The following is a 2,270-nucleotide window of genomic DNA, read 5'->3' as shown; positions in this document are numbered from 1 at the left end:
ATCCGCGCCGCCTACACCGGTTCAGCTTCTGCGGAGATTGTGTGATGCCCAAACCTGCTGGATATCCGATGGCGCCAATCGGCATCGCTCCGCAGTCCTGGGATGACAGGTCGGTTGCTTGGGATTTGCGCGATTTCAGCGAAGCCGAAGTACAGTTCGTGGGGACTATCGCGACGCCGTACCAGCCCCAGCGCAGCCTCGACGGGACCAACTATGTCAACTGTCGTGCGTACGATGAGGTTGGGACCAGTTACAGCACCATTGCAGTAGCGGGCATTTACGTGTTCGATGGTGGTGGCTATCTCAAATTCAGCGCCGGAGCTGGCGCAGCTCTGACACGAAGGGCTTCCGCATGAAAGACGCCAGAACGCGGCGCTGGGCGCTGGCAGCGCTGGCGAAGGCAGGGGCAGCGTTTCCTGCCTCAGGTTTCACGGCAGCGGCGATTGATGCGGTGGGTGGCGATCCTTCTGCCCGTGGCTGGTTGCAACCGCTAAATGCTTTGGCCGGCGGCGCAACCGGCGACGGTGTCGCCAACGATGCAACGCCGCTTCAAGCTATGATCAGTGGCGGTAAGATCGTAAACCTTGCTGGTCGGACTTACCGGATCAATAGTTCACTGACGAGCGGCGACAACGATCTCACAATCATTGGCCCAGGCACGATCCTCTATCCGCGTTCCGTACCTGCAGTCATTTTCAACCCAACGTGGGCAGCGGCCACAAACGTGACTGCGATCGCAACCGAAGTTTATGTGGCTTCAATTGGTGAGCCTGTAAGCAAACTCACGGTTATTTCTGCAGCCGGTCTTTCCGTCCGCGATGTTGTGTTGGTGCGCTCTAGCGATGACGCCACCAACGATGGATCAGTTCAAGCCAAATCGGGCGAGCTTGCACAGATACTTGGCATCTCAGGCAACACCATCTGGCTTTCGTGCTTGCTGAAAAGCAAGTTTACGACATCAATTGTGCTTCAACCTCTTCCGAAGAAAAAACTGCGCATCATCGGCTTTCCAAAGTTCATTTGCTACGATGACATCGACGCACCCGGCACTGCGCGTAGCGGTGCTGTGATCGAACTTCGCGGCGCTGATGATCCCATTATTGAAGCTGACTTTGAGAAGGCACCTTCGCGCGCCCTGTTCGGCTTCACCGTCTGGCGCGGAGACATCAAAGTCAAAGCTAGTCGGCTTAAGGATCTGAACTCGGACAACGCCTACGGTTACGGCGTTTCACTCGCTGGCGCCTCACGTTACACCAAGGTCGCGGTTGACGCTCAATATTTGCGCCATGCTTTCACAACGAACATCTGGCCTGCATCGCAACCTTGGCACTATGGCGAGCAGCGCGAATTAACAATCACCGGGAAGGCGGTTAACACAACCGCTGCGGCTTGGGACAACCACCCCGGCGCGTTTGATCTGCATTACGTCAACATCGAGCATCACCAGTCAATTGTGGACGGCGACGCGCAGTCAGGAACTGCATATGCGTTTCAGGATCGTTCAATTGGCACTGTCGTAGACGGGATGATCTGCACCGGAATTAGCGGCGGTGCTTACTGCATATCGCCAATTGATCCCGGCTATAACTATGACACGATCATCAACGACTACACGTGCCTTTCCACCGCAGCCGAAGTTGCTGCAAATGGTCAAGCAACATTCTTGAACGCCGCTGGCGGAGCTGGTATCAACCGTCAAACAATTATTGTAAACAATATGTATGCGAAACGTCGCATACTAAGTCAGTCAGTGAACGTGCGCTTGAGGTTCACTAACTGCACATTTGATGACGCAGGCTCTTTGCGGTTATTTGGTCCAACCTTACTTAAGGGTTGCACGCGCATATCAGCCAGTGGTTCAAACGAGTCGTTAGGTTTAAACCGCACCGGCACCACTTACACGATAATAGACATGCACTTTATTGGTCCGTACTTCGGTTCCAGCTATGTGGCAGGGCGTGCGGGGTCTGGATCGACCGTCACGCTTCGAACGGCAGGAATTACCTCCGATGGGCAGGCAGGGCACACGTTCTTGGGGACGGGCGATGGTCTGACAACAGTGACGCAACAATCTGCGGTTCTTTCGACCGGGGTGTAACCTAGGCCCGGGTAGCGAACAGATCGCCACAGCCAGTGCTGTGACCGAAAAACACCCCGGCCGGAGAAGGGATAAACCGGCCCGGGTGTTGGTTCGCCATGGCGATCTTCGGAATCGCCGACGCCAGATTACGCCGATCAACCACACCGCCAACGCCTTTGTTGCACAGCTT

General features: G+C 55.5%; 2 protein-coding genes. Both read left to right on the top strand.

Annotated features, from left to right (window positions below; translation table 11 throughout):
- Positions 1 to 356, top strand: a 356-nt coding sequence (locus B9A23_RS22020; protein ID WP_217806663.1) for a hypothetical protein, incomplete at its 5' end; no start/stop codon positions are given.
- Positions 353 to 2,098: a hypothetical protein gene (locus tag B9A23_RS22015; protein ID WP_084281538.1), complete on the top strand. Its 1,746-nt coding sequence runs from the start codon at positions 353 to 355 to the stop codon at positions 2,096 to 2,098. The genes B9A23_RS22020 and B9A23_RS22015, both read left to right, overlap by 4 nt.
- Positions 2,099 to 2,270 lie beyond the last annotated feature (172 nt).

Source organism: Novosphingobium sp. B1 (assembly GCF_900176395.1).
Lineage (GTDB): Bacteria > Pseudomonadota > Alphaproteobacteria > Sphingomonadales > Sphingomonadaceae > Novosphingobium.
This window is presented reverse-complemented; position numbering and strand designations above follow the sequence as displayed.

Excerpts from the sequence above, each read along its gene's own strand:
- B9A23_RS22015 (WP_084281538.1), top strand. The coding sequence starts at position 353 with ATGAAAGACGCCAGAACGCGGCGCTGGGCGCTGGCAGCGCTGGCGAAG.